The following is a 22,469-nucleotide window of genomic DNA, read 5'->3' on the forward strand; positions in this document are numbered from 1 at the left end:
GTCAGTTCTGGCCGGACAATGCACTGGCCAGACTGGGTGCCAACGGCAATACCGGTAACAGCGTGGCCTGATAGGCGTGATACAGGTCCGGCTTGCCCGGCCAGATATCCGCACTGGGTACGTTTTGCTCGTTGAGTTCATGACGCCAGCTGCCGTGCTCGCCATCGATGAACAGGGTCTCGTTGAACTCCCAGAAGCAGCGATACCAGTTCTCGTACGGTTTCTCGCCCGTGCGTTGCAGCAAGGCGGCAGCAGCGGCCGCCGCCTCACAATGAGTCCAGTGCAGACGATGACGCACGACCGGGCGGTTCTCCCAGTCGAGGGTGTAGACGATGCCCGGAGCGCCATCCACGTCCCAGCCATAGCGACAGGCATTGGCAAACAACTGGCGGGCATCTTCCAGTAGCCAGTCCGGGGGCGTTCGGCCTGCCCGCTTGAGCGCCGCCTCCAGATGCAGCACCAGACGCGCCCACTCGAAGGCATGCCCTGGCGTGGTGCCAAAAGGCCGGAAACCGTCAGCGGGATTGTCGCGGTTGTAGTCGGCAAGGGGCAGCCAGAACTGGCTGAAGTGCTCGACGACCTTGAAGTCGTTGGCTGCTGCGTGCCGATGGATGATCCGCTCGACGATCCTCAGTGCCCGGTCCAGCCACTGGACATCACCGGTGACATCCGCCAGAGCCAGAAAGGCTTCGGTGCCGTGCATGTTGCTGTTGGCACCGCGATAGGCCTCCTCTGCGGTCCAGTCACGGGCGAAGGATTCACGCAGAGCGCCTTCTTCATCACTCCAGAAACGGGTATTGATGACCTGTATGGCATCGGACAGCAACGCCTGTGCGCCTTCTCGCCCGGCCACGACCGCAGAACTCGCCGCCAGGGCGACAAAGGCATGCAGATAGGCTTGTTTATCGGTCTTGCCGCCCTCGTCCAGCGCAGCACTGAACCAGCCACCGTGTTCGGCGTCACGAAGGGGGCCGCTGAGGGCTGCGATACCGTGGTCCACCAGCGCTGCACAACCGGGAATGCCTTGCACATGGGCCATGGCGAAACTGTGGGTCATGCGGGCGGTGTTCATGGTCTGGGCCGTGGCACCGACCATGAGGCGACCATAGTCATCGAGGCTGCCGAAACCGTTTTCCAGCCTTGCAGCCTTGGCGAAGGTCAGTAGACGGATGCCTTCCTGTGCCAGCCATTGATGATGGGCTTGCGAATGCAGCCAGCTGCTGAAGTTGTAATTGTTATTGTCCATGACGCGTTGCTGCCTCCATCGAGAAGAGATCTGTCCAACCGTGGCGCATGATGCGCGCCACGGTCGGTCAGCAGCAAGCGGAGCTGAAGCGGATCGATCAGACCTTGAAGTTGGCCACAACCTGATTCAGGTCGGCCGCCAGGCGGGACAGTTCGTTGCTCGAAGCACTGATCTGGTTCGCCCCTTGAGTCGACTGCATGGACAGGTCGCGGATATTGACGATGTTGCGGTCAACTTCACGCGCCACCTGCGCCTGCTCTTCGGCCGCACTGGCAATGACCAGGTTACGCTCGGAGATCTGGTTGATCGACGAAGTGATTTCACTCAGGGACTCACCCGCCCCTTGAGCCATCAACAGCGTCGAGTCAGCACGGTCACGGCTGGTCATCATCGATTCCAGCGCCTGAGCCGAACCGTTGCGCATGGCACTGACCATGTTGTCGATTTCCAGGGTCGACTGCTGGGTGCGATGAGCCAGCGCGCGTACTTCGTCGGCCACCACCGCAAAACCACGGCCCGACTCACCGGCACGTGCCGCTTCGATGGCCGCGTTGAGGGCCAGCAGGTTGGTCTGCTCGGCAATGGAACGGATCACGTCCAGCACCTTGCCGATGTCCTGGGACTGATCGGCCAGATTCTGTACCAGGGCCGAAGTGGCCTGCACGTTGTCGGTAAGCGTCTGGATCGACTGCACAGTCTCGATCACACGTGCCTGACCGGCCTTGGCCGAAACACTGGAGTGATTGGAAGCATCGGAGGTGGACACCGCGTTACGGGCCACTTCCTCGACCGCCGAGGTCATTTCGTTGATGGCGGTGGCCGCCTGGTCGATCTCGGCGTTCTGCTGATGCAGGCCGCGATAGCTGTCTTCCGTCACGGTGTTCAGCCCGGTAGCGGCCGATGACAGCTGGGTTGCGGAGTGGCTGATATTGCGCATGGCCGCACACAGGTTAGCCTGCATCTGCTCCAGGGCACGCAACAGGCGAGTGACTTCGTCCTGACCGTCGACCACGATGTCGCGGGTCAGGTCGCCCTTGGCCACATACTCCGCCGCCACAACGGCGCGTTCCAGTGGACGGACGATACTGCGAGTGAGCAACAGAGCCAGAGCGATCGTACCCAGGGCTGCCAGAATCACGAACACAATCACGATATTGCGCGACTGGTCATACTGGACCTCCGCCGCCTTGCCTTCGGAATCGACCTTTTGATTGTAGAACTCGGCCATGTCGTTCAGTTGTTTGCCTGAACCGTCGACGATGGTTTTCATGTCGACCAGCAACAGCTTGTTCAGGCCTGCACTGTCATTCTGATCAGCCAGAACGAAGGAGCGATCCAGAGCCTTCTGGTATTCGGCCAGGCTGACACGGAACTGGTCGGCGAGGACTTTTTCTTCCGGGGTATCGACGAACTTGTCGAGGATGGCGAGCTTTTCGGCCAGGACCTTGTTACGTACATCCATCTGGCCGCGATAGGTGGGAATATTCTTGGGGTCCGGGTCCAGGGCCATGCGCAGGGAAATGGTACGGATGCGCAGCATGGTTTCACGAATGTCGTTGACCACACGCATGCTCGGCAGCCAGTTGGTCTCAACCGCGATCTCGCTCTGGCGAATCGTAGACATCTGCGCCAGCGCGAACCAGCCCAACAACGCAACAAGCAGGGAAATCAGGGTAAAACCCAGGCCCGCACGGCGAGCAATAGTTAGTGTGCGTAAGTTCATGGCTACGACTCTTTTATATTTGGGAGGCAGTTTCAAAACAGTGTTGTCAGACAACCACTTAGCATATCGACTTGGCAGAACGCTTCTTGAGAGCTGAATGCCATCATTTTTTCAGCGGCCATCTGACCCTTGCGATCACCTGTCCCGACCTTGCGCCCTCCCCGTTACTGCGTTGCAGCGAAGCCCGGGTTGCCCAGGCTCCGTACAAAAGAGAACGAATCTTGAACCTCCAGGCCTATTTACTGGCGACTCGTGCGGCCCTCAGTTCGGCAATCAGGTTCTGTCTGGCGGTGGTGATGATCGAGAGCGGGTCCTTGGGCAGGTCGTGTTCGACGATATAAAGCGGTCGGTCGGTTCGTTCATAGGTCGGAATGATTTCATCCCAGTCCAGCAACCCCTCCCCCAGCGGCGCAAAATTCATTTCATCGTCACGAATACCGATGCCGGAATTGTCTTTGGCATGAATCGCAAACAGTCGCCCGGCATATTTCCGGATGAAACGGGCCGGGTCTTGCCCACCGCGGAAAACCCAGGCCACATCGACCTCAAGCAGCAGGTTCTCGGGCTTCGTGGCGCTCACGAGCCATTCGTAAGCGGTCTTGTCCTGGTATTTCTTCATTTCAAAATCATGATTGTGGTAAGCCAGCTTCATGCCGTACTCACGCAGCCTGGCACCCAATCGATCCAGCTCCGCCCCCAGCTTGCGCCAGCCCGCCGCATCGGTCGGCCGGTCGGCGATCTCAAGCCAGGGGAGCACCAGCACACGGTTGCCAATGGCCTGATTGAAGGCAATGGTGGCCGGCAGGTCATTGCGCAAGGTACTCAACTGTTCATGGGAAGAGCTGACGCTCAGCTCATACTTGTCCAGCAGGAACTTGAGTTCGTTAGCCGTCACGCCTTGATTGCCCACCACTTCGACCTTGCGAAACCCTGCACTTTTCGCCATGGCCAGTTGCTGCTCAAGCGTACCGACGTTTCGCAACGTATACATTTGAAGCGCAATGGGGTTGCTGATCGAGGTCACGGGCGGAGCCGCGACTGCCGAGGCCCCTCCCACCCCAAACCCGACGAACACCGCAGACAGCACAACCGACTTGATAAATCGCATGGGAACTTCCTGTTTTGTTTATGAATTCAAGTTCTGGAGAGGGATGCATCGGTCGCTCGCGTGTCGCGAAACGCCATGAGGAAAACCAGTACGACACCAAGTGAAAAGAAGGCCGGGAACAGCCAGATGTTGCGCCAGAGATGCCCTTGCGGACTGGCGTAATGATCGGAGACATGACCTGCGACCCAGAAGCCGATCAACATGCCCAGACCGTAGGTGGCCAGGGTGATAAGCCCTTGGGCGGCGCTTCTGAAACGCTCGCTGGCCTTGGCATCGGTATAGATCTGGCCCGAAACGAAAAAGAAGTCGTAGCAGACGCCATGCAGGGCAATGCCGGTGAGCAGCATGAACGCCAGATCACCATTGTTGCCGTAAGCAAACAGCACGTAGCGCAAGGCCCACGCCAGCATCCCGATCAACAGGGCGACCTTGATGCCGAAGCGGTGGATGAACAGCGGCAACAACAGCATGAACAGCACTTCGGAGACCTGCCCCACCGCCATTTTCGCCGTGGGGTTGGCCACACCAATCTCTGCCAGGAACGAATTGGCATTCTGGTAATAGAACGCCAGCGGTATGCAGATCAGGATCGACGCAATGAAGAACACCAGATAACTGCGATCCTTCAACAGCCCCAGGGCATCCAGCCCGAGCAACTGCCTGAAACCGTCGCCCTCCGCTTCTGATTTCTGCGAGGGCGTAGCCGGCAAGGTGAAGCTGTAAAGCCCCAGCACCAGGGACGCGAGAGACGCCATCAGAAAGGTGTTGCGCAGGCCGCCGGAAGCAATGGCCACCTGCGAATCCCAGGCAAACACCAGGCTGATCACCACGCCCGCCACGATCCAGCCGATGGTGCCCCAGACACGGATGCGGGCAAATTCGAGTGCCGGGTCTTTCATCTGCCGGAACGCCACCGAGTTCACCAGCGCCAGGGTCGGCATGTAGATGATCATGTAGGCCAGCAGGTACGGATAGAACAGGCTGAAATCCGCAGCGCGGTATAGCTGGAACAACAACACGGCGCCTATCAAATGCAACACGGCCAGAATGCGCTCGGCATTGAAGTAGCGGTCAGCGATGAGCCCGATGACAAAGGGCGCAATGATTGCGCCCCATGATTGTGTCGAAAAGGCCATCCCGACCTGGCCACCGCTGGCGCTCAGGCTGGTGGAAAGGAAAGTACCCAGGGTGACGAACCAGCCGCCCCAGATAAAGAACTGCAGGAACATCATTACGCTCAGACGCGCAGTCATCCTGGTCATAACAGTCACCTTTTATTGTTATTGGGGTAAACAGCGTTTGAGTTCAGGCGTCGGGCAGCCCCAGTAGACGGCGATTGGATCGCTCGTCGGAGGCCACACTGACGAAATCGTCGAATGCCTTCTGTGTTCGGGTAATCATGTGCTGCCGGATGAACGCAGCCCCTTCGGCTGCGCCCTGCCCGGCGTCCTTGAGGCAACACTCCCACTCCAGCACGGCCCAGCCGGAAAAACCGTATTGGGTCAGCTTGCTGAAGATCGATTTGAAATCGATCTGACCATCGCCCAGGGAGCGAAAACGCCCAGGCCGCTCGACCCAGCCCTGATAACCGCCATAGACCCCGGATCGTGCGTCGGGGCGGAACTCGGCGTCCTTGACGTGAAACATGCGGATCCGGTCGTGGTAGCGGTCGATGAACCCCAGATAATCCATCTGCTGAAGCAGCAAGTGGCTGGGGTCATAGAGAATGGCGGCACGCGGGTGATGATCAACGGCTTCGAAAAAACGCTCGAACGAAGCCCCGTCATGCAAGTCTTCACCGGGATGGATTTCGTAGCACAGGTCGACGCCCGCTTCGTCGAAGCAGTCCAGAATGGGTCGCCAGCGACTCGCCAGCTCGGCAAACCCTTGCTCGACCAGCCCGGCTGGACGCTGTGGCCAGGGATAGACATAAGGCCACAGCAATGCCCCGGAAAACGTGGCATGTGCGGTCAGCCCCAGACGCTGGCTGGCCCGTGCGGCCAGTTTCAACTGATCGATGGCCCATTCGGTACGCGCCTGCGGTTTGCCCCGCAGATGAGCAGGCGCGAAGTCGTCGAACAGTGTGTCGAACGCCGGATGCACGGCCACCAGTTGGCCTTGCAGGTGTGTCGACAACTCGCTGATCTCGACACCGGCCTGCGCACAGACGGCTTTCAGCTCATCGCAATAAGACTGGCTCTCGGCGGCGCGAGCCAGATCGATGTATTGCGTGCCGAGCGTCGGCAACTGGATCGCCTTGTAGCCTTGGGACGCTGCCCAGCGGGCAATGTTGGCCAGATTGTCGAACGGTGCTTCGGGAGAGATGAACTGCGCCAGGAAGATCCCAGGCCCTCGCATGCCTGTCGGTGTCTGATTGGCCTGCTTCATGGCTGCGCCCTCCGAGTGCAGACCAGTTCGGTCCACTTGGTATCGCCGCGATGGCTGGCAATCACGGTTTCGATGAAAGCCATGCCGCGCAACCCGACATCGATTCCGGGCACGCCGTCAGCCACATTGCCGGAAGCACGGGCACGAATGGCCGTGGCGAAATCGCCATACAGGTTGGCCATGGCTTCGAGATAGCCTTCGGGATGCCCCGCAGGCAAACGCATGCGTTGAGTGGCCGCCTCACACAGCCAGGGCTGACCGACACCGGAGCGCAATACGCGCATCGGCTGATCGAGGCTGCGATGGATCAGGCTCGCCGGTTCTTCCTGCCGCCACTCAAGCCCGCCCTTGCTGCCGTAGACCCGGATCTTGAGCGGGTTTTCCTCTCCGGCGCAGACCTGGCTGGCAATCAGGACGCCACTGGCCCCTCCGTCCATTCGGAACAGCATCGAAGCATCATCGTCCAGCTGGCGACCTTCGACATGCACCCCGAGCATCGCACTCAATTGCCTGATCGGTTGATCGGCCACGAACTCGGCCAGAGAAAAGGCATGTGTACCGATATCACCGATACATCCCCCTATTCCGGACTGTCCGGGCTGCCCTCGCCAGTCGGCCTGCTTGTTCACCGTGTCCTGGCTGAGCCAGCCTTGCGGATACTCGACAATCACCTTGCGCAACTCGCCGATCACACCGCTGCGCACCATGTCCCTGGCCTGCCAGACCATCGGGTAGCCCAGATAGGTGTGGGCCAGACCATAAAGGCGCTGACTGCGATCGACCACCTCTTTCAAGGCCAACAGTTCGGCCAGATTCAGCGCAGCGGGTTTTTCGCTGAACACGTGAAAACCTGCATTCAGCGCCTGAGTGGCCACAGGGGCATGAAGGTGATTGGGGGTGACGATGACCAACAGTTCCATGCGCTGGTCAGCGGGCAATGCCTGCTCGGCCTCAAGCATATGGCGCCAGTCGTCATGGCAGCGCGAAGCAGGAAGCCCCAATACCTCTCCGGTCCTGCGATTGTTCTGCGCATCCCGGCTGAAGGCACCGCACACCAGTTCATAACGTCCATCGAGCCCGGCAGCCTGGCGGTGAGCCTGAGCAATAAAAGCCCCCTCTCCTCCGCCGACAAAACCCATTCTTATTTTTGGCACCGCTGTAGTCATCGCAAATCGTCTCTGTATGAGGCAGAAAGAGCGTTGCATCCTATAATCAGACACAATGTAACCGGTTACATCATGGCGAGAAATTAGCCCCGTGCGTTCCGGGTGTCAAACCCCATCGCCAGGATTTTCCGACATTTCTGCATGACACCAACCTGCGGTAAGCTCGCAGGCCGCACAATCCGAAACGAGGTGGTCTTGTCCAATATCCGCGAAGTAGCCCGGCTGGCAGGCGTCTCGGTTGCAACCGTGTCCCGGACGCTCAAGTCCCCCGAGCGCGTACTCCCCGAGACCCGCAACAAGGTCAATGCCGCCGTGGAACAGGCCGGCTACAGGCCCAACCTCATGGCGGTACAGTTCCGCTCCCGCAAGACGGCCAACCTGGTGATCCTGGTGCCGAAAATCGCCAATATCTTCTTTGCGCGGGTGATCAGCGGCGCTCAACAGGCCGCTCAGGCCGCCGGCTATCGACTGCTGTTGTGCGACACCCAGGGGCATGAGGAAACCGAGCGGGCATTCGCCGAACTGGTTCATGCCCACCAGGCAGACGGAGTGATTCAACTGCGGGCGTATGACCCTTATGAAGCGCTCGGCGAAGGTGAGGATTCACCTCCCATCGTCAATGCCTGTGAAGTGATCAAGGATGGGCGCTACCCCACCATCAGCCTCGACAACCATGCCGCCGCCAGGGCCATGACCGAACACCTGATTGAGCTGGGTCACCGACGCATCGGCCTGATCAAAGGCCCCAGAAGCAGTCCCCTGACCCGCGACCGTGTCGACGGCTACATCGAGGCACTGAAACAGGCCGGTATCGCCTTCGATCCCACCCTCATCTGCCACGGCGATTTCAGCCTGAAAGCCGGGTATGACGGTGCCGCCGCCATGCTCGAATTGCCCGAACGCCCCACCGCACTGTTCTGCGAAAACGACGAAATGGCCATTGGCGCGCTGAAGCGAATCAAGCAACAAGGCCTTCGCGTACCGGAAGACCTCTCACTGGTGGGCTTCGACGACATTCCCCTGGCCGCCTACTGCGACCCGCCCCTGACCACCATCGCGCAGCCTGCCGAAGTTTTCGGCCAGAAAGCCGTCGAGATGCTGGTGGCCCTGATCGAGAAGAAGCCTCTCGAACAGCGCCATATCGTATTGCCTTACGAATTGACGTTGCGGGACAGCACGGCTGCGCCGGGTTTCAGGGGGCGGTGAGCCACCCAACCTCACGGCTTGAGCAAGTGCAGGACTCGCGTTTTACTTGTGCGGTTACTTGTGCGGTCAACGAACGAAACGTAGCCCATAGACAACGTCATCCAATGTGAACCAATCCCTCAAACAGCAGCCGTTACACATCAACGCTGCGCCAGACGCCAGACCCGCGCCAGATCCCTGGCCCGGTCATGCAGGAGCGCTGCCGCATTGCGGCAGGCATCGTCCAGGCTCATCGGTCCGCTGGCCAGGGCAAACGCGGCACTGATGCCGTGTTCGTACAAACGCTCATAACCTTCACCCAGGGTGCCGGCCAGTACGATGACCGGGACCTGATGACGAGCAGCGACCCTGGCAACGCCGAACGGTGTCTTGCCACGCAGGGTCTGGGCATCGAAACGCCCCTCCCCCGTGATGATCAGATCCGCACCCGCCAGCGCCTGTTCAAGCCCTGTCAGGTCAGCCACCACTTCCACGCCCGCACGAAACGAGGCCTTGAGATAAGCCTTGGCAGCGAACCCCATGCCCCCGGCGGCACCGCTGCCGGGGCTGTCGCGCAAGTCCTGACCGACCGCCTGCACGGAATAGTCGGCGAAATGCCCGAGCGCCGCGTCCAGTGCCAGCACCTGCTCGGGCGATGCGCCTTTTTGCGGACCAAAGATATGCGAAGCGCCGTTCACACCGCACAAGGGGTTATCGACATCGGCGGCAATTTCAAAGCGCACATCGGCCAAACGCGGATCGAATCCACTCAGATCGATGCGGGCCAGCCGCGCCAGAGCAAGCCCACCCGAAGCCAGCGGCTGGTCGTTACTGTCCAGGAAACGGGCCCCAAGAGCAGAGAGCATGCCGGTGCCTGCATCGTTGGTCGCACTGCCACCAATGGCCAGAATCACCCGTTGCGCACCGGCATCCAGTGCTGCGGCAATCAGCTGGCCTGTGCCATAGGTCGTCGTGATGCAGGCATTGCGCTGCTCAAGACTCAACAACTGCAAGCCGCTGGCCATGGCCATTTCAATGATTGCGGTACGGCTTTCCTGCAGCCAGCCCCAGTGGGCCCGAACGGTATTTTCCAGAGGCCCGCAGACCTCTGCACTCATCAGTTGCCCGTTACAGGCGGCCAGCACGGCCTCGATCGTGCCCTCGCCACCATCGGCCATGGGGCATTCGATCAGTTCGGCAGTGGGCCAGACCTCGGCAAGACCGCTGGCAATGGCACTGCCAACCGCCTGGGCACTGAGGCTGTCCTTGAAAGAGTCGGGGGCGATGACGATTTTCATTGTTGTTCTCCATATCCGATGCCGGGATGTTCTCACCCTGTCATGGATTTTCCGCCTGACCTTCGCACAACGATTGATGAAGGTTATCGGTCATTTGAACAAAAAGATCCGTCAACCGGAGTGTGACGTCATATGCACACCCAGATACAGACGCAACAAGTCATCGGTCTTGTAAGGGTCGCAGCCTGTAAGCTCGGCAATCTTTTCCAGCCGGTAACGCAGGCTGTTGCGATGAATGCCCAAGGCTTCGGCACAAGCCTGGCTCTCACCGCTGAACTCGAACCAGCTGCGCAGGGTTTCCAGCAAGGGACCATGATTGTGCAAACGGCCAATCGGCTCGGCGATGTCCTGAGCCAGCCAGTCATGACGGTGACGCCAGAACAGCACCGGCAGACGCCAGGCATCCAGGCGCAGCAGACGCTGTTCAGGGCGAACCTGGCTGGCGTAGTCCAACAGGTCCTGGGCGGCTGCGCAGGCTTGACGCAAGGCAACCAGATCCGCCGACGGCTCTGCCGTGGCCATGCGCAGCACCGGCCAGCCATGCTCGTCGAACTGCTTGAGCAGCATGGCATCGTCCCGATCCTTGCCTGTCGCACGACACCAGTACAGCAATGTGGGGTCGCGCATCACGCACCAACTGTCGGCATAACGCCCACTCAACCAGGCCGCGACCTGACTGGCCGCCGAAGACTGCTCTGCCAGCAGGATCAATACCGCTTGACGAGGAAGCTGGGGTTGCAGCCCCAACTGTCGCGCCTCATCCACCAGGCTTTCCGGGCAGTCCTGCAACAGCAGACGAGCCAACAGGTCTTCACTGCGCTGTTGACGCCACTGGCGATCGGCCTGCTGACGACGATGCTCCATCAGCATTTCGGCGGTCATCCGCACCAGCTCGCCATAGACCCGGACTTCATCGGGCTCCCCGGTGATCCCGAGAACACCGATCAGCTTATGATCCAGCATCAACGGCAGGTTCACACCTGGCTTGACCCCACCCAACTGCAAGGCAGCCTGGGAGTCGATCTCGACCACCCGGCTGTTGGCCAGGACCAGTTGCGCCCCTTCATGGCGGGTACACAAACGCTCGGGGTCACCGCTGCCGATGATGATGCCCAGGTAATCCATGACATTGACGTTGTAGGGAAGAATCGCCATGGCCCGGTCGACGATGTCCTGAGCCAGCGCCCGGTCAAGGGCGAACATGGAAGGAAACCTGCTGCAGAAAAGGCGTGAAGGGAGTGGGCATGCGGATAGGATCTTGGATTTATTGAGGCCTGAAGTGTGCCTGCAAGTGACGGGCTTGTCTGCATCCCGAGCGTTGCGAAGGTGTGGATCGATGAGCAGGGACGACACACCCTTTGCCGAAACAAAAGGCCCCGCAGTAAAGGCGGAACCCGTAGGAGCGGATTTATCCGCGAAAAAGCTCCATCCAATACGGATATGCTCCTTGACGAGAAGCTTGTTTGTTACTGAATGAATCGTTCGGCTTTATGCCGCCTTGCGCCTTTACGGCGCCCTACTTTGTTTTTGGACAAAGTAGGCAAAACCATTGCTCCAGGTTCGGCCCTGCCTGACGGCAGGGTCCCTTCGCTCCGGCACTGATCCGGCGGTCGCCACAATGGGCCATCCATGGCCCAGTGCGGCTAATTCTGCATCCCTGCAGAATTCCCACCGGATCACCGCCTCCACTCAGCCGTCACCAACGTCGCGTTCTGCGGTGTTCACGCCATCGAGGCAAAGAGCTTTTTAGCTTTTCTTTGCTTTTGCTTTTCAAACACAAAAAGTCCAGACACCACCGATTGCGACGCTGGTGAAGGCCGAGTGGAGGTGTTGTGGAGTGGGGTGCGAGGCAGGAGCCGAGCAAGCGCCGCCAGGCCATGGATGGCCCATCGGCGCGGCCCCATGGAACAACGCCGGAGCAAGGGAACCCCGCCATCAGGCGGGGCCGAACCGGAGCGAATGGTTTCGCCCCTTTGCCGAAACAAAGGGGCCCGCCGTAAAGGCGGAACCGATACTCGCCACACAGCAAAATCCGGATATGTTCCCTGACGAGGAACGTATTTGTTACTGGGTAGATCGTTCGACTTGATGCCGCCTTGCGCCTTTACGGCGCCCTACTTTGTTTTCGGACAAAGTAGGCAAAGCCATTGCTCCGGGTTCGGCCCCGCCTGACGGCAGGGTTCCTTCGCTCCGGCGCTGATCCGGCGGTCGCCACAATGGGCCATCCATGGCCCAGTGCGGCTAATTCTGCATCCCTGCAGAATTCCCACCGGATCACCGCCTCCACTCAGCCGTCACCAACGTCGCGTTTGGCGTTGTTCACGCCATCGCGGCAAAGAGCCTTTTAGCTTTTCTTTGCTTTTGCTTTTCAAACACAAAAAGTCCAGACACCACCGATTGCGACGTGGGTGAAGGCCGAGTGGAGGTGTTGTGGAGTGGGGTGCGAGGCAGGAGCCGAGCAAGCGCCGCCAGGCCATGGATGGCCCATCGGCGCGGCCCCATGGAACAACGCCGAAGCGAGGGAACCCCGCCGTCAGGCGGGGCCGAACCGGAGCCCATGGTTTTCCCCCCTTTTGCCGAAACAAAAGGGGGCCGCCGTAAAGGCGGAACCCGTAGGAGCGGATTTATCCGCGAAAAAGCTCCGTCCAATCCGGATATGCTCCATCCCCCTACTCCAACGGCACCAACCGCTCACGACTGTTGCTCAAATGAGTCCACATCGCCGCACGGGCCGCATCAGGGTCCTTACGGCGAATGGCACTGAGCAAGGCCTCATGCTCAAGATTGGCCAGATAACCGTGATGCGCCAGATTGGCACCGGCACGCTCACTGGAAGCAATCCGGGTCCGGGGAATGATCGCGCTGCCCAGATGCTGCATGATCTCAATGAAATAAGGGTTGCCTGTCGCTTCCGCGATCAACATATGGAAACGCTTGTCGGCCTCCACACAACTGTCTTCATTGGCCAGCAAATCCTGATAGTCATCCAGCGCCTGACGCATCGCCGCCAGTTGCTCGTCGGTACGCCGCAACGCCGCCAGCGCAACCGCCTGGGTTTCCAGACCGATGCGCAATTCAAGAATGTCCCTGACACGGGAGACGGTTTCGACCTTGAGACGCAACCCTGTCTGGTCGCTGCGCTCCAGCACGAAAGTGCCCACACCGTGATGGGTCACGACCAGCCCTGAAGCCTGCAGCTTGGAAATCGCTTCACGCACCACGGTCCGGCTGACGCCATGCTCACGCACGATCTCGTTTTCGGAGGGCAGTTTCTGGCCGGGCGCAATCTTGCCCAGCAGAATCCGCTGGCTGAGTTCGGTGACCAGATCAGTGGCCAGGCTGTGTTGACGGCGCTTCGAGGAAGCGGTGGTGGGTTCTTGCATGACGATCATGTCCTGAAACACCGGGGTTCTGGCCTTTTCACTTGTCTGAAAACAGCGCATGGGAGGCCTGTAATGGCCCGAATCATACCACCGGATACGCCTCTCACAGGCCATTCTGCGTGGAATGATCACTTGTCCAACTTGTACGACAAGTTATCAGTATCCCCTAAAATATCTTTACCTCTGATCTGCACGATCTTTTCGTGAGTTCATGGATTCGACGCTGCCCAGAAAAACTTCTTCCTCAGGACCAAAATCTGTAAAAACCACCTGAAAACCCAGTAAATAAAGGTATTTATAGAGTTTAAAGCCTGACTGAATCGCCTCTCCATCACACACACCCTCACCCGTACAGAATAAAAAATGCCTCACCAGGAGCCTGTGAGGGACTTGCACAACGCTTTTTTACTTGTATGATGACTGTCAATGCAAGGGACACACCTTGCAAAAAACCCGCATAAAAACAACGAGTGGGAGATTCAACTGTGAACACATCCAATTCCGGGGTGGTGGGCGGCATCGATCCGACCCTGAGTTCGGCCATATCCAAAGTCAAACGCCACGTCCTGCCGCTTTTCGTCATCATGTTTATCGTCAACTACATCGACCGGGTGAACATCGGCTTCGTGCGTTCGCACATGGAGCACGACCTGGGCATCGGTGCTGCGGCCTATGGCCTGGGTGCCGGCCTGTTTTTCATCGGCTATGCGCTGTTTGAAGTGCCTTCAAACATCCTGCTGCAAAAGGTCGGCGCCCGTATCTGGCTGACACGCATCATGTTCACCTGGGGCATCGTCGCCTCCTGCATGGCGTTCATTCAGAACGAAACCCACTTCTATATCCTGCGTTTCCTGCTGGGCGTGGCTGAAGCCGGCTTCTTCCCTGGCGTGATCTACTACTTCACCCGCTGGCTGCCGGGCGTAGAGCGTGGCAAGGCAATTGCCATCTTCCTCAGCGGTTCTGCCATTGCTTCGCTGATTGCTGGCCCGCTGTCCGGCCTGCTTCTACAGATCAATGGCCTGGGCATGCATGGCTGGCAGTGGATGTACTTCATTGAAGGCATGTTCTCGGTAGCGCTGTGTGGCTTTGTCTGGTTCTGGCTGGACTCCAAGCCTCACGATGCGAAATGGCTGACCCGCGAAGAACAGGACGCACTGGTCAAGGCCATCGACGACGAACAATTGGCCCGTGAAGCCGCAACCCCCATCAAGCCGTCGCTGGGCAAGCTGCTCAAGGACAGCCAGATCATTCTGTTCTGCCTGATCTACTTCTTTATCCAACTGACCATTTATGCCGCAACGTTCTGGCTGCCCAGCATCATCAAGAAAATGGGCGATCTGAACGACATCCAGGTTGGTCTGTTCAACTCGATCCCCTGGCTGCTGTCGATCATCGGCATGTACGCCTTCGCTTCGCTGTCGGCCAAATGGAAAAACCAGCAGGCCTGGGTCGCCACAGCCCTGCTGATCGCTGCCGCCGGGATGTTCCTGTCCACCACCGGCAGCCCGATCTTTGCCTTTGTCGCCATCTGCTTTGCAGCACTTGGCTTCAAGTCGGCATCGTCGCTGTTCTGGCCAATCCCTCAGGCTTACCTGGATGCCCGGATTGCCGCCGCCGTCATCGCCCTGATCAACTCGGTGGGCAACCTGGGCGGCTTCGTGGCCCCGGCCACCTTCGGCATCCTTGAACAGAACACCGGCTCGATCCAGGGCGGTCTCTACGGCCTGACCGCGACTTCGATCATTGCCGCCATCATCGTCTTCGCCGCCCGCAACAAGCCCAAGCCTGGCGCCACACCGGTTGCCGCCGTACAGACCTCGGCCACCCATTAATCAGTCGCCCAGACACGCATTGCCAAAGGATCATTTCATGAACGCTCAGAACAAGACGCCAATCATCACCAGCCTGCAAGTCGTACCGGTCGCCGGCCACGATGACATGCTGCTCAACCTCAGCGGCGCCCACGGCCCGTACTTCACCCGTAACATCGTGATTCTCAAGGACAACGCCGGTAACACCGGCGTGGGCGAAGTCCCCGGCGGCGAGCGCATTCGCCAGACCCTGGAAGACGCCCGCTCCCTCGTGGTCGGCAGCAGCATCGGCACCTACCAGAAGATCCTCAACAATGTGCGCCAGACCTTTGCCGAGCGCGACGCCGGGGGCCGCGGCCAGCAGACCTTCGACCTGCGCATCACCATCCATGCCGTAACGGCGCTGGAAGCCGCCCTGCTCGACCTGCTCGGCCAGCATCTGGAAGTGCCGGTGGCAGCCTTGCTGGGTGAAGGCCAGCAGCGCGATCAGGTGGAAATGCTGGGCTACCTGTTTTATGTCGGCGATCAGCACAAGACCGATCTGCCTTACCGCCGCGAACCGGACGCCGATAACGACTGGTTCCGGGTTCGCCACGAGAAGGCCCTGACTCCCGAAGCCGTGGTGCGCCTGGCCGAAGCGGCTCACAGCCGTTACGGCTTCCAGGATTTCAAACTCAAGGGCGGCGTGCTGCGCGGCGATGAGGAAATCGAAGCCGTGACCGCTCTGGCCGAGCGTTTCCCCGATGCGCGCATTACCCTGGACCCGAACGGTGCCTGGTCACTCAAGGAAGCCATTCGCCTGTGCCGCGACCAGCATCATGTGCTGGCCTATGCCGAAGACCCGTGCGGTGCCGAAAACGGCTTCTCCGGTCGCGAAGTCATGGCCGAGTTCCGTCGCGCCACCGGCCTGAAGACCGCCACCAACATGATCGCCACCGACTGGCGCGAAATGGGCCATGCCATCCAGTTGCAATCGGTGGACATCCCGCTGGCCGACCCGCACTTCTGGACCATGCAGGGTTCGGTACGTGTCGCCCAGATGTGCAACGAGTGGGGCCTGACCTGGGGCTCGCACTCCAATAACCACTTCGATATCTCTCTGGCGATGTTTACCCATGTCGCCGCTGCGGCACCGGGCGATATCACCGCCATCGATACCCACTGGATCTGGCAGGACGGCCAGCGTCTGACCAAGGCACCGCTGCAGATCATCGGCGGGCACGTCCAGGTTCCGAAAAAGCCGGGGCTGGGCATCGAACTGGACATGGACCAGCTCAACAAGGCCCACGAACTGTACAAAGGCATGGGCCTGGGCGCACGCAACGATGCGGTCGCCATGCAGTTCCTGATCCCGAACTGGGAGTTCAACAACAAGCAGCCTTGTCTGGTGCGTTGACCTCCTGCCCTCCCGCTCAACGAACTTGCCACCTCCCCCTGGCAACCGGCGCGTAACCCCCTTACGCGCCGTTTTTTTAGCCCCGTCAATGACGTGCTAAGGTGTGTGCACCACTTGTCGCGACGGGCCGCCATGCTCCATATCGCTCGCACTCACCCACGCCTGAGTCTGGCCACGTTACTGGGCCTGGCTGGCGGCACCGCTTCTGCCTTCTTATATCCAGACACCACCCTGACCAGCCAATGCCTGATCGGCTGGAACCTTGGCGTGTGGTTTTACCTGATCCTGATCTTCACCCGCACCCTTCGCAGCCACGCCGATGATGTCAAGAGAATCGCCGTGATCGAGGACGAAAATGCCGGTCTGGTCTTGCTGACCGTCTGCATTGCCGCTCTGGCGAGTCTGGCGGCCATTGTTCTGGAACTGGCCGGCACCCGGGGCATGACGAGCGAAGCGCGGCTGCTGCACTACGCCTTTACCGGCCTGACCATCGCAGGCTCCTGGCTGATGATCGGAGTGGTGTTCAGCCTGCATTACGCCCGCCTGTTCTATACATGGAAAGGCAAACACACCGCCCTGCAATTTGCCGATGGCGAGAGAGCACCTGACTACTGGGATTTCCTGTACTTTTCGTTCACCCTCAGCGTGGCCGTGCAGACTTCGGACGTGGGGGTGATGACCCGGGACATGCGCAAGATTGTATTGGCCCAGTGCCTGATCTGCTTTGTCTTCAATACGGCCATTCTGGGCTTCTGCATCAATATTGCCGCCAGCCTGTTCGACTGAAACCACCTCCCTTGAAGGACACCTGCTTCATGACACAGACACAGATTGCAGTGCTCGATGACTGGCAGAACGTTGCTCGCGATGTCGTGGACTGGTCAGTGCTGGCCCCGGTCGGCCACGTCAGCTTTCTGCACGACTTTCCGGCCGACACCGCGACCATGGTCCAGCGCCTGCAAGGCTTCGAGGTCATTTGCGTGATGCGCGAACGCACCCTGTTCGATGAGGCACTGCTCAGCCAGTTGCCACGCCTCAAGCTGCTGGTAACCGGCGGCATGCGCAACGCGGCCATCGACATCAAGGCCGCAAAACGGCTGGGCATCGAAGTATGCGGCACCGAAAGCTACAAACACGCAGCACCGGAACTGACCTGGGCACTGATCATGGGCATCACCCGCAACCTGGTCGCGGAAGCCAACTCATTGCGCGCAGGCAAGTGGCAGGTCGGCCTGGGCAGTGACCTGCATGGCAAGACACTGGGCATTCTGGGACTGGGGAGTATCGGCAAGTGGATTGCCCGTTATGGTCAGGCGTTCGGCATGAAGGTGATTGCCTGGAGCCAGAACCTGACAGCCGAGGCCGCCGCCGAAGCAGGCGTTACCTATGTCAGCAAACAGGAACTGTTCGAGCAGGCCGATGTGCTGTCGATCCATCTGGTGCTCAGTGACCGCAGCCGCGGGCTGGTGGATGCCGAGGCTCTGGGCTGGATGAAACCGGGGGCTTATCTCGTCAACTCGTCACGCGGGCCCATCATTGATGAAGCCGCACTGATCGATGCCTTGCAACAACGCAGGATTGCCGGCGCGGCACTGGACGTCTTCGATGTCGAACCGCTGCCGACCGAACATCCATTCCGCCAGCTGGATAACGTCCTGGCGACTCCGCATATCGGTTATGTCACCGAAAACAACTACCGGACCTTCTTCAGTCAGATGATCGAAGATATTCAGGCCTGGCATGCGGGCTCGCCAATTCGAGTGCTTGCCTGACAGGAGAGCGGTCTTCGCGAGCAAGCTCGCGAAGACCTCACACCTTATAAGGTATAGGAGAAGCCGACCTGAACAGTGCGAGGCGCACCAGGGTAGGCAAAGGCATTGCCCCACGCCCCTTCTTCAAACTCCTTGTCGAAGAGGTTTTTCACATCCAGATTGAGCTTCAGGTGCTCGTTGACCTTGTAGTAGGACAGCAGGTCGTAAACCGTGTAGCTGTCCATGTCGAACGACGGATTGGCATTGCGTCCTTCACGCTGCGCCACATAACGGCCACCCGCGCCAATACCCAGACCTCTCAGGGCTCCATCCTGGAACTCATAGACGTTCAACAGGCTGAAGCTCTGCTCCGGAATGTTCGCCAGACGAGTCCCCTTGCGCAACGAGTTGTCCTTGGTGACTTCGGCATCCACATAGGCATAGTTACCCATCAGACGCCATTCGGGCGTCAGGTTGCCCACCACGTTCAGGTCGAAACCACGGCTGCGCACCTCACCCGCCGCCACGCTGAATGCGTCGTCGACCGGATCGGTCGTCAGGACGTTTTTCTTGTCGATTTGATAGACAGCAGCATCGACGCTCAACTTGCGCTCAAGCGCTTCCCACTTTGCACCAACTTCATAGGACTTGCCTTCCTCGGCCTTGAAACCACCGCCCTGACGGCTCGCGCCACTGTTTGGCTTGAAGGAGCGCGCTGTGTTGGCATAGACCGCAACCGTGTCGGTCAGGTCGTAGGTCAGACCCAGACGCGGAGTGACGGCGTTGTCGCTTTGGGTGAAGTCTTCGGTGGTGGAAAGGTAAGAATCGTAGTCGTGCTCGAAACGCTCGAAACGGGCACCGGCCAGCAATTTCAGACGCTCGGTCAGAGCCACCTGATCCTGCAGGAACGCCGCGTAGGTCTTGAGGTTTTCCTTGTCATGGGTCGTGGTGCGGGTCAGCGCCGGACGAGCCTGGCCATAGACGGGATCGTAGATGTCGATGGTGTAGGCGCTCAGGCCTGCGGCAGAACGCTGAATGATGGATTTATAGTCGTAATCCTCATATTCCACGCCTGCCAGCAAGGTGTGCTCGAAGCCGCCAGCCGTGAAGTTGCCCGTCACGTTGAACTGCCAGTCGCGGTCGGTCCACTCCAGCTTGCGGTAGTTATAGTTACGCGCCAGCGTGCGGCCATCGGCGTTCATGCCGTTGGCCTCGACCGCATCACCCTGCATGGTGCCGTCGAGCAGCTGGAAGCCACCGCCCAGTTTCCAGTTGTCGTTGAGATCATGCTCGAAACGCAACTGCGCCATGCTGGTATCGGTATGCAGCTTGCCCGCATCCTTCTCGCCAAAGAACGAATCCCGGGACGCCGTGCGCGTTTGGTTGGTATAGCGTGTCAGGCCACGGTCGAGGGGCGCGTTGTTACGCATGAAATCGCCCTCGAAAATGATGCGGGTGGCATCGTTGACCTGCCAGCTCAGAACCGGGGCCACACCGTAGCGCTCGGTTTCGACGTGATCACGGAAGGTATCGCCACCCTCGCCCACGACATTCAGGCGATAGGCAAAACGGCCTTCATCATCCAGCGGGCCGGAAGCATCCAGGGTGCCGCGCTTCATGCCCTGATCGTTGATCTGGCTGCCCAGGGTGACGGTTCTTTCAGCCAGAGGCTGTTTGGAAACCACGTTGAAGGTACCACCGGGATCGCCACGACCATACAGAGTGGTCGCCGGGCCACGCAGGACTTCAAGACGCTCGATGGTGTTGGCATCGGGCATGCTTGGATAGCCGCGGTTGATCGGGAAGCCATTGCGGTAGAACTCGCCGGTGGTGAAACCACGCACGGTGAAGGTCGTCAGGCCCTGGGCACCGAAGTTGTTGGCACGACCCACGCCGCCAGCGTAGTCCAGCGCCTCCTGCAGACGTGTCGCGCCGATGTCTTCCACCGCTTCGCGGGTAACAACGCTGACCGACTGCGGCGTTTCATGCAAAGACGTGTCGGTGCGGGTTGCACTGGCCGAACGGGTCGCACGGTAGCCCTGGACGGGGCCTGTCGCCTGCTCGGTGTCGGCAGTCCCCTGGATGTCGATATTCTGCAGCTCTATCGACGGTTTATCGGCAGTGACGGAATCAGCCCAGGCAGCCTGGCTGATTGCCTGAATAACGCAAAGAGAAACTAAAGTACGACGCATCAACGTGTATTTCCTTGGCGAGATACCAAGCCTTCATGGGACCTGGCAGGTTTTTTTTGCGCGAATAGTACAGATTCTCATTAGGAGTTGATACAAATTCACAACAAATAAAAACGGACGACTCAAGTCTTTCGCAAAGGCCTCGATAACCGGGCAAAATGGCAACCTGCATGATCATCTGATTCAGGAACTTCAATGCCTCTTTCCGCCCCCAATTGCGCCCTGCTGGTCATCGACATGCAATATGACTTCATGCCCGGTGGTGCACTGGCAGTCGCCGATGGCGACACCTTGCCACCCTTGATAAACCGCCTGGGCACGCACTTCACTCAGGTCATCGTCACTCAGGACTGGCACCCGGCCGGCCATATCTCCTTTGCCAGCAGCCATCCCGGTTACAAACCCTTCGAGAGCATCACCCTGCCCTATGGCCCTCAGACACTGTGGCCGGATCATTGCATCCAGGGCAGTCACGGTGCCCGGCTGCATGAGGACCTGGACTTGCCCCACGCGCAACTGATCCTGCGCAAAGGGTGCAACGCGCATATCGATAGCTACTCCGCCTTTCTGGAAGCCGATCGCACAACCGCAACGGGGCTGACCGGGTACTTGAAAGAGCGCGGTATCGACACCGTGTTCGTGGCCGGCCTGGCGCTGGACTTCTGCGTGTCATGGACGGCCCAGGACGCCCGCAAGGCCGGCTTCACGACGTATGTCATCGAAGATGCCTGCCGCGCCATCGACATGAACGGTTCCCTGGAAAACGCCTGGAAAACCATGCTCGCCTGCGGGGTCGGCCGGATGCAGAGCGAGGACCTGATCGTTCCCTGAGCCCTTGTGCAGAACGCAGCGAACGACGCCCGTCGGCCCGTGTCTGAACCAGCAGCCCCCTGCTCAGGAAGTTCAGTTCCATGGATCAGACCCCAGACGGCAAGACCCCAGGCCTGTCGGCCGAAGAAGAACGAGAAATCGATGAGAACCAGCCGCCCCGCGCGGCGGTCCTCCATGAAACCATCCGCATCCAGGGCGATCACGAACTGGAACGTAGCGCCGCCGCACTGTGGTGGTCGGCGCTGGCGGCCGGCCTGACCATGGGCCTGTCGCTGATGGCCATGGGGCTTTTCAAGTCCCGGCTGGCGGATGTCGAAGCCAGCCATGTCATCGCCAGCCTCGGTTACTCGGCAGGGTTTCTGGCAGTGATTCTGGCTCGCCAGCAACTCTTTACCGAAAACACCCTCACAGCCGTATTGCCGGTCATGAGCAAACTGACCCTGGGCAACATCGCACGGCTCCTTCGTCTGTGGAGCATTGTGCTGCTGGGCAATCTGGCGGGCACCCTGCTGGTGACCTATGTGATGCTTCATCTGCCGATCTTCGATGGCAAGACCGATCAGGCGTTTCTGGAAATCGGCCGCAAGATCATGGAGAACGACGTCAACCAGATGTTTTCCAAGGGCATCGTGTCCGGCTGGATGATTGCGACCATGGTCTGGATGATCGCGTCCATGGAAAGCGCCAGGATAGCGATCATTGTGATGATCACTTACCTGATGGCGCTGGGTGATTTCACCCATATCGTCGTCGGCTCCGCCGAGGTGTCCTATCTGGTGTTCGCCAGTGAGCTGGCCTGGAAAGATTTCTGGCTGATATTCGCAGGCCCCACCCTGGCGGGTAATATCATCGGCGGCAGTTTCATCTTCGCGCTGATCAGCCATGCGCAGATCCGCAGCGAAAGAGACATGACTGCCAGACTGGAACGGGACCGAAAGGAAAAAGAGGCCAGGGTCCGGGCCGCACAAAAGGCTTCTTAAACTTTTATTCA

General features: G+C 59.4%; 17 protein-coding genes and 1 pseudogene. 7 read left to right on the top strand and 11 right to left on the bottom strand.

The annotated features are described in order from the left end of the window. Position 1: 1 nt before the first annotated feature. The 7 genes and pseudogenes from ACIPY9_RS13625 to ACIPY9_RS13655 form a co-directional block, all read right to left on the bottom strand. Entirely contained in the window at positions 2-1,246 is a 1,245-nt protein-coding gene (locus ACIPY9_RS13625) for an AGE family epimerase/isomerase (RefSeq protein WP_400701756.1), read from the bottom strand. A gap of 97 nt (positions 1,247-1,343) precedes the next feature. After that, positions 1,344-2,207: a methyl-accepting chemotaxis protein gene (locus ACIPY9_RS13630; RefSeq protein WP_400702101.1), complete on the bottom strand. Its 864-nt coding sequence runs from the start codon at positions 2,205-2,207 to the stop codon at positions 1,344-1,346. Continuing rightward, positions 2,205-2,969: pseudogene (locus ACIPY9_RS13635) on the bottom strand (MCP four helix bundle domain-containing protein); the annotation flags it as partial. The pseudogene ACIPY9_RS13635 and the gene ACIPY9_RS13630, both read right to left, overlap by 3 nt. Positions 2,970-3,204: 235 nt before the next feature. Continuing rightward, positions 3,205-4,077 carry a sugar phosphate isomerase/epimerase family protein gene (locus tag ACIPY9_RS13640; protein ID WP_400701759.1) on the bottom strand — a complete coding sequence of 291 codons (873 nt, stop codon included), beginning with the start codon at positions 4,075-4,077 and terminating at the stop codon, positions 3,205-3,207. A gap of 26 nt (positions 4,078-4,103) precedes the next feature. Beyond that, positions 4,104-5,339, bottom strand: a complete 1,236-nt coding sequence (locus tag ACIPY9_RS13645; protein WP_400701762.1) for an MFS transporter — start codon at positions 5,337-5,339, stop codon at positions 4,104-4,106. A 43-nt stretch (positions 5,340-5,382) separates the two neighbouring features. Beyond that, positions 5,383-6,435, bottom strand: coding sequence for a sugar phosphate isomerase/epimerase family protein (locus ACIPY9_RS13650; RefSeq protein ID WP_400702104.1), 1,053 nt, complete (start codon positions 6,433-6,435; stop codon positions 5,383-5,385). A 26-nt stretch (positions 6,436-6,461) separates the two neighbouring features. After that, entirely contained in the window at positions 6,462-7,631 is a 1,170-nt protein-coding gene (locus ACIPY9_RS13655) for a Gfo/Idh/MocA family protein (protein ID WP_400701765.1), read from the bottom strand. A 195-nt stretch (positions 7,632-7,826) separates the two neighbouring features. Between ACIPY9_RS13655 and ACIPY9_RS13660 the strand changes: the two genes are divergently transcribed. After that, positions 7,827-8,837 (top strand): LacI family DNA-binding transcriptional regulator, encoded by a 1,011-nt coding sequence (locus ACIPY9_RS13660; protein ID WP_400701768.1) that lies wholly within the window; start codon positions 7,827-7,829, stop codon positions 8,835-8,837. Positions 8,838-8,977: 140 nt separating this feature from the next. Here ACIPY9_RS13660 and ACIPY9_RS13665 read toward each other — a convergent pair whose 3' ends face one another. The 3 genes from ACIPY9_RS13665 to ACIPY9_RS13675 form a co-directional block, all read right to left on the bottom strand. Then, entirely contained in the window at positions 8,978-10,114 is a 1,137-nt protein-coding gene (locus ACIPY9_RS13665) for a glycerate kinase (RefSeq protein ID WP_400701771.1), read from the bottom strand. Positions 10,115-10,225: 111 nt separating this feature from the next. Next, positions 10,226-11,317 (bottom strand): CdaR family transcriptional regulator, encoded by a 1,092-nt coding sequence (locus ACIPY9_RS13670; RefSeq protein ID WP_400701774.1) that lies wholly within the window; start codon positions 11,315-11,317, stop codon positions 10,226-10,228. Positions 11,318-12,783: 1,466 nt separating this feature from the next. Next, a complete protein-coding gene (locus tag ACIPY9_RS13675; RefSeq protein ID WP_400701777.1) occupies positions 12,784-13,497 on the bottom strand; it encodes a FadR/GntR family transcriptional regulator in 714 nt (237 codons plus the stop codon). A gap of 485 nt (positions 13,498-13,982) precedes the next feature. Between ACIPY9_RS13675 and ACIPY9_RS13680 the strand changes: the two genes are divergently transcribed. From ACIPY9_RS13680 to ACIPY9_RS13695, 4 genes are all read left to right on the top strand, one after another. Continuing rightward, the gene (locus ACIPY9_RS13680; RefSeq protein WP_400701780.1) at positions 13,983-15,329 is read left to right on the top strand and encodes an MFS transporter; all 1,347 of its coding nucleotides are present in this window, start codon (positions 13,983-13,985) and stop codon (positions 15,327-15,329) included. Between the two features lie 37 nt (positions 15,330-15,366). Then, positions 15,367-16,704, top strand: a complete 1,338-nt coding sequence (gene gudD, locus ACIPY9_RS13685; protein WP_400701783.1) for a glucarate dehydratase — start codon at positions 15,367-15,369, stop codon at positions 16,702-16,704. A 132-nt stretch (positions 16,705-16,836) separates the two neighbouring features. Continuing rightward, entirely contained in the window at positions 16,837-17,490 is a 654-nt protein-coding gene (locus ACIPY9_RS13690) for a DUF1345 domain-containing protein (protein ID WP_400701786.1), read from the top strand. A 29-nt stretch (positions 17,491-17,519) separates the two neighbouring features. Beyond that, entirely contained in the window at positions 17,520-18,476 is a 957-nt protein-coding gene (locus ACIPY9_RS13695) for a D-2-hydroxyacid dehydrogenase family protein (RefSeq protein WP_400701789.1), read from the top strand. A 44-nt stretch (positions 18,477-18,520) separates the two neighbouring features. On the opposite strand, the gene ACIPY9_RS13700 is transcribed toward ACIPY9_RS13695, so the two are convergent. Then, on the bottom strand, positions 18,521-20,647 hold the full coding sequence (locus tag ACIPY9_RS13700; protein ID WP_400701792.1) for a TonB-dependent siderophore receptor: 2,127 nt from the start codon (positions 20,645-20,647) through the stop codon (positions 18,521-18,523). Positions 20,648-20,842: 195 nt separating this feature from the next. On the opposite strand from ACIPY9_RS13700, the gene pncA reads away from it, so the two are divergent. Both pncA and ACIPY9_RS13710 read left to right on the top strand, forming a co-directional pair. Then, positions 20,843-21,478 (top strand): bifunctional nicotinamidase/pyrazinamidase, encoded by a 636-nt coding sequence (pncA, locus tag ACIPY9_RS13705; protein WP_400701795.1) that lies wholly within the window; start codon positions 20,843-20,845, stop codon positions 21,476-21,478. Between the two features lie 80 nt (positions 21,479-21,558). Further along, the gene (locus tag ACIPY9_RS13710) at positions 21,559-22,458 is read left to right on the top strand and encodes a formate/nitrite transporter family protein (RefSeq protein WP_400701798.1); all 900 of its coding nucleotides are present in this window, start codon (positions 21,559-21,561) and stop codon (positions 22,456-22,458) included. The last annotated feature ends 11 nt before the right edge of the window (positions 22,459-22,469 follow it).

This window comes from Pseudomonas sp. NPDC089734 (genome assembly GCF_044748865.1).
Lineage (GTDB): Bacteria > Pseudomonadota > Gammaproteobacteria > Pseudomonadales > Pseudomonadaceae > Aquipseudomonas.

Coding starts and splice junctions, on each gene's coding strand:
- ACIPY9_RS13625 (WP_400701756.1), bottom strand. CDS start 1,246: ATGGACAATAACAATTACAACTTCAGCAGCTGGCTGCATTCGCAAGCC.
- ACIPY9_RS13630 (WP_400702101.1), bottom strand. CDS start 2,207: ATGCAGGCTAACCTGTGTGCGGCCATGCGCAATATCAGCCACTCCGCA.
- ACIPY9_RS13640 (WP_400701759.1), bottom strand. CDS start 4,077: ATGCGATTTATCAAGTCGGTTGTGCTGTCTGCGGTGTTCGTCGGGTTT.
- ACIPY9_RS13645 (WP_400701762.1), bottom strand. CDS start 5,339: ATGACCAGGATGACTGCGCGTCTGAGCGTAATGATGTTCCTGCAGTTC.
- ACIPY9_RS13650 (WP_400702104.1), bottom strand. CDS start 6,435: ATGCGAGGGCCTGGGATCTTCCTGGCGCAGTTCATCTCTCCCGAAGCA.
- ACIPY9_RS13655 (WP_400701765.1), bottom strand. CDS start 7,631: ATGACTACAGCGGTGCCAAAAATAAGAATGGGTTTTGTCGGCGGAGGA.
- ACIPY9_RS13665 (WP_400701771.1), bottom strand. CDS start 10,114: ATGAAAATCGTCATCGCCCCCGACTCTTTCAAGGACAGCCTCAGTGCC.
- ACIPY9_RS13670 (WP_400701774.1), bottom strand. CDS start 11,317: ATGTTCGCCCTTGACCGGGCGCTGGCTCAGGACATCGTCGACCGGGCC.
- ACIPY9_RS13675 (WP_400701777.1), bottom strand. CDS start 13,497: ATGCAAGAACCCACCACCGCTTCCTCGAAGCGCCGTCAACACAGCCTG.
- gudD (WP_400701783.1), top strand. CDS start 15,367: ATGAACGCTCAGAACAAGACGCCAATCATCACCAGCCTGCAAGTCGTA.
- ACIPY9_RS13690 (WP_400701786.1), top strand. CDS start 16,837: ATGCTCCATATCGCTCGCACTCACCCACGCCTGAGTCTGGCCACGTTA.
- ACIPY9_RS13695 (WP_400701789.1), top strand. CDS start 17,520: ATGACACAGACACAGATTGCAGTGCTCGATGACTGGCAGAACGTTGCT.
- ACIPY9_RS13700 (WP_400701792.1), bottom strand. CDS start 20,647: ATGCGTCGTACTTTAGTTTCTCTTTGCGTTATTCAGGCAATCAGCCAG.
- pncA (WP_400701795.1), top strand. CDS start 20,843: ATGCCTCTTTCCGCCCCCAATTGCGCCCTGCTGGTCATCGACATGCAA.
- ACIPY9_RS13710 (WP_400701798.1), top strand. CDS start 21,559: ATGGATCAGACCCCAGACGGCAAGACCCCAGGCCTGTCGGCCGAAGAA.